Annotated in this window: 4 protein-coding genes and 1 pseudogene; all 5 read right to left on the bottom strand. The window is 67.0% G+C overall.

The window, feature by feature from the left end; translation table 11 throughout:
• On the bottom strand, positions 1-422 hold a 422-nt coding region (locus ACR2JA_RS09405), incomplete at its 3' end, for an exonuclease domain-containing protein (RefSeq protein ID WP_434008829.1).
• Positions 419-2245, bottom strand: a complete 1827-nt coding sequence (locus ACR2JA_RS09400; protein WP_434008828.1) for a putative nucleotidyltransferase substrate binding domain-containing protein — start codon at positions 2243-2245, stop codon at positions 419-421. The genes ACR2JA_RS09400 and ACR2JA_RS09405, both read right to left, overlap by 4 nt.
• Before the next feature lie 84 nt (positions 2246-2329).
• The gene (locus tag ACR2JA_RS09395; protein ID WP_434008827.1) at positions 2330-4048 is read right to left on the bottom strand and encodes a cation acetate symporter; all 1719 of its coding nucleotides are present in this window, start codon (positions 4046-4048) and stop codon (positions 2330-2332) included.
• Positions 4045-4353, bottom strand: coding sequence for a DUF485 domain-containing protein (locus ACR2JA_RS09390; protein WP_434008826.1), 309 nt, complete (start codon positions 4351-4353; stop codon positions 4045-4047). Before ACR2JA_RS09390 ends, ACR2JA_RS09395 begins: the two co-directional genes overlap by 4 nt.
• Before the next feature lie 187 nt (positions 4354-4540).
• Positions 4541-4665 (bottom strand): annotated as a pseudogene (locus tag ACR2JA_RS09385) (DUF455 domain-containing protein); the annotation flags it as partial.

Genomic DNA, 4665 nt, shown 5'->3' with positions numbered 1-4665 from the left:
AGCGGCTGCACCAGACGGTTGAGCATGGCGACGTCGAATTCGAGGAAGTAGCCCACCAGCGGACGTGCGCCGATGAAGCGCAGCACGCGCTCGGCGGCTTCCTGTGGGGTCACGCCGCGCTCGGCCAGGTCGGCCTCGCGCAACTGGTGGATGCGCACGTTGTCGGCCGTCAGCGGGGCGCGGTCGCCGTCGGGGCGGATGAGTACCTCCAGCCGCTGGCTGGTGAGCACCTGCTGGCCGCGGATGGGCACCGCGCCGATGCTGATGATGTGGTCCCTGGAGCGGTCCAGACCGGTGGTCTCGCAGTCGATGCTGACCCATTCGTCGGCGGGTGCCGGGTCGAACAGGAACCGGTAGGCCGGATCGCTCAGCTGGTGCTGGCGCCAGGCGCGTTGCAGGCGCTGGAACATGCCGGTGCTCACAGCGCATCGAGCCGGAAGTGGCTGCGCAGGTGCTGCTTGAAGCGTTTGATGATGGCCAGGGAGTCCTTGAGCAGGTCGCGTTCGAGCGTGCCCAGGTCGGACAGCTTCACGCGGTTGTGCACCGCCTCGCCCAGCTGCTGCTGGCGCAGGTTGTGCTGCAGCTTCAGCCCCATCAGGAAGCGCAGCGCATCGCCCAGGTCGCGTGCCAGCGCGGCGTCCAGCTGGTGACGGCCGGTCAGTTCGTGCAGGCGTTCGAGGGTGCCCAGCGCCTGCACGCCGTTCTGCAGCGCCAGCGCGCGGATGCCGTGCACCACCGGAAAGGTGCCCAGCTTCTTGAGATCGAAAGCCTGTTCCTCGCGGCCGCGCAGCGTGGTCAGGCGGTCCCACCAGGTGCCGGGTTCGCTGAACTGTTCCACCGCCGAGGCAAAGCGCGCCAGCAGCGCGTCGCTGCCGTGGAACAGGCCGTTCATGTGTTCGCGCGCGGCGTGCAGCAGGCCGGCGTCGCCGGCCACCGCGCGTGCGTCCATGAAGATGGCCAGGTGCATGGGTGCATCGGGGTCGCTGCCCAGCAGCCAGTCGGCGATGGTGGTCTTGAAGCCTGCCAGCGGCTGGCGCCAAAGCGGGTTGGTCAGCATGATCTGGCCAGGGCAGGGTGGGTAGCCGCAGCCGGCCAGGGCCTGGTTGAAGCGCTCGGCCACCGCGGGCAGCTCGGCGCAGTCAAAGCCGTCGGCCACGATGAGAGCGTTGTCCTGGTCGGTCTTGAGGATCTGCTCGCCCCGGCCTTCGCTGCCCATGACCAGCAGGCAGCTGTGGGCCACCAGGTCGGGCGGTGCGATCAGCCGCCACAGGCGGGAAAAGATCTGGCTGTTGAGTTCGCTCACCAGGGTGGCGATGACCTCGATCTTGACCCCGCCCTGGTGCAGCAGCCGGATGAGGCCGTCGATCTGCCGCGCCGCGGTCTGCAACTCCTCCACCGTGCCGGCCTGCTCCACCTGCAGCGCGATCAGGTGCGAGTGGTTGGAGATGAAGCTCATCAGGTCCAGCTGGCTGAGCACGCCGACGATGGCGTCACCGTCGCGCACCAGCACGCGGTGCACCCGGTGGCGGATCATGATCAGCAGCGCCTCGAACAGCTCGGTGTCGGGCGTGACGGCGATGAGGTCGAAGCGCGCCACGTCGCGCACCGCCAGCTGCGCGGGCGGCACCGGGCGCAGCAGCGCGTCGCGCAGGTCGGTGGTGGTGAACATGCCCACGCGCGCCTGTCCGTCGGGGCCGGTGTCCTGCACCAGGGCGTTGGTCAGGCCGCGCTCGGACAGCTGCGCGCACAGGCTCACGATGTCGGTGCCGCCGTCGACGAAGAAGGGCTTGCGGATGAAGGCGTCGCGCACCTGCACCATCATGAGCGAGAGGAACTCGCGGCTTTGGTTGCCTTCGCTGACCGCCGTCAGCCGCCGCGACAGGTCGGCGAACAGCAGGGCACTGAAGCGGCTGTTGGACGCGATCAGGGCCTGCAGCGTGGCCTGCGGCAGCAGGTAGGCGATCACCTCGTCCAGCGCGGTGAGCACGGCCGTGGTGCGGCCGGCCACGACGGCGCGCCCGCCGTAGAAGTCGTCCGGCCCGTAGACGGCCACCACCTCGCCGGCTTCCTCGTGCTGCACGTGGCCTTTGATGATCACGTGCACGTGCGTGGCCGCCATGTCCGGGTGCAGCACCACGGTGCCGGCGGGGAAGTAGCCGATGTCCACCGTGTCCACCACCTGCTGCCGCTCGGCCGGCGTGAGGCAGTCAAACGGGGCGTGGCTGAAGCTGAAACTGCTGGGCATGGCGCGGTGTTCTCGGAAGGGCTCAGAAAGCAGAAAGGCCGCTGGCACTTGCGTGGCAGCGGCCCTGGATCACTCAGGCGAAGCTCAGTGGCCGGATGCGCCCGAGGCGCCGATGCCGGTTTCCGAACGGACCTGCTGGGCCAGGAAGCCGGCCTTGTCGATCTTGGCGCGCTCGCTGTTGTCCAGGATGGAGAACAGCCAGATGCCCACAAAGCCGATGGTCATGGAGAACAGCGCCGGCGAGGTGTAGGGGAACGGAGCGGAGCCCTTGGGGTGGCCGAGCACGGCTTCCCACACCGACGATGACAGGACGGTCAGTGCGACCGACGAGATCAGGCCCAGGAAGCCACCGATCACCGCGCCGCGCGTGGTGCAGCCCTTCCACAGCACGCTCATGAAGAGCACCGGGAAGTTGGCCGAAGCGGCGATGGCGAAGGCCAGCGACACCATGAAGGCGATGTTCTGCTTCTCGAAGGCGATGCCCAGCGTCACGGCGATGACGCCCAGCGCGATGGTGGTGATGCGCGAGACTTTCAGTTCGGACGCGCTGTCGACCTTGCCCTTCTTGATCACGGTGGCGTAGATGTCGTGCGAGACGGCCGAGGCGCCCGAGAGCGTCAGGCCGGCCACCACGGCCAGGATGGTGGCGAACGCCACGGCCGAGATGAAGCCCAGGAACACGTTGCCGCCCACGGCGTTGGCCAGGTGGATGGCGGCCATGTTGCCGCCGCCCTTCAAGGCGCCCTTGGCGTCCAGGAACTCGGGGTTGGTCAGCACGAAGGTGATGGCGCCGAAGCCGATGATGAAGGTCAGGATGTAGAAGTAGCCGATCCAGGTGGTGGCCCACAGCACCGACTTGCGCGCTTCCTTGGCGTTGGGCACGGTGAAGAAGCGCATCAGGATGTGGGGCAGACCGGCGGTACCGAACATCAGCGCCATGCCGAAGCTGATGGCGGAGATCGGGTCCTTCACAAAGCTGCCCGGGCCCATGATGGAGAAGCCGGCGGTGGCCGCCTCTTCGGGCGTCTTGCCCGCCGTCACGGCCAGGCCGGTCTTGATTTCAACCGCCTTGGCGAACATGGCTTCGGGGCTGAAGCCGAAGTTCCACAGCACCATCAGCGCCATGAAGGACGCGCCGCCCAGCAGCAGGCAGGCCTTGATGATCTGCACCCAGGTGGTGGCCGTCATGCCGCCGAACAGCACGTAGACCATCATCAGCGCGCCGACGATCACCACGGCGATGTAGTACTCCAGACCGAACAGCAGCTTGATCAGCTGGCCGGCACCGACCATCTGCGCGATCAGGTAGAAGGCCACCACGACCAGCGTGCCCGAGGCCGCGAAGACGCGGATGGGCGTCTGTGCGAAGCGGAAGGCGGCCACGTCGGCGAAGGTGAACTTGCCCAGGTTGCGCAGGCGCTCGGCCATCAGGAAGGTGACCACGGGCCAGCCGACCAGGAAGCCGATCGAGTAGATCAGGCCGTCGAAGCCGTTGGCCATCACGGCCGCGGAAATACCCAGGAAGGAGGCGGCCGACATGTAGTCACCCGCGATGGCCAGACCGTTCTGGAAGCCGGTGATGCCGCCACCGCCGGTGTAGAAGTCGGCGGCCGACTTGGTCTTGGCGGCGGCCCACTTGGTGATGAACATGGTGCCGGCCACAAAGGCGGCGAACATGGTGATGGCGGTCCAGTTGGTGGCCTGCTTCTCGGCCTGGCCGAGGTCGGCGCCGGCGGCGATGGCGCCGGTGCAGGTCAGCAGCAGCGCCCAGAGCAGGGCCTGGGTGTGGAACTTGGCTTTCATTTCGTCACCGCCTTCTTGATTTCTTCGGTCAGGTCATCGAATTCGCTGTTGGCGCGGCGCACGTAGATGCCGGTGATGACGATGGTGAACAGGATCACGCCCAGCCCGATCGGCATGCCGATGGTCATGACGCCGTCGCCCAGGCGCTGGGTGAGGAATTCCTTGTTGAAGGCCACGAGCAGGATGAAGCCGTAGTAAACGATCATCATCAGCGCCGTGAGCCACCAGCCGAAGCTCGATCGCTTGGCCTTGAGTTCCAGGTACTTGGGATGGCTCGCGATGCGATGTGCCAGGTCCATTTCCATGGTGTCCCCTTTGTAATGCCGCTCCCGTTCGGGTTGGCCTGCGATTGGCTATGTCAGGCCGCTGTAAGCCCCGAAGAAGCTTGCAGTGATGCTATGGGAATTGAATGACGCTGGTCTTACTGCGGCGCAGCAAACAGTGTCGCCGTGGCGCGCTTTTGTCTGACGCGGGACTGACGCGGAGGGCGCGTCAGACGGTGCCGTGCAGGTCGTCGATCTCGGCCTGGCTGAAGCCGGCGGCGCGGCGCGCGCCTTCGTTGAACGGCGGTTTCAGGCGCGGCGCAGCGTGGGTGCGGGCCAGCACGCGGTAGTGCG

The organism is Hydrogenophaga sp. (assembly GCF_051007235.1).
In the GTDB taxonomy this organism is placed as follows: Bacteria; Pseudomonadota; Gammaproteobacteria; order Burkholderiales; family Burkholderiaceae_C; genus Hydrogenophaga.
The sequence above is the reverse complement of the archived record's forward strand: the minus strand, read 5'-3'. Positions and strand labels throughout refer to the sequence as shown.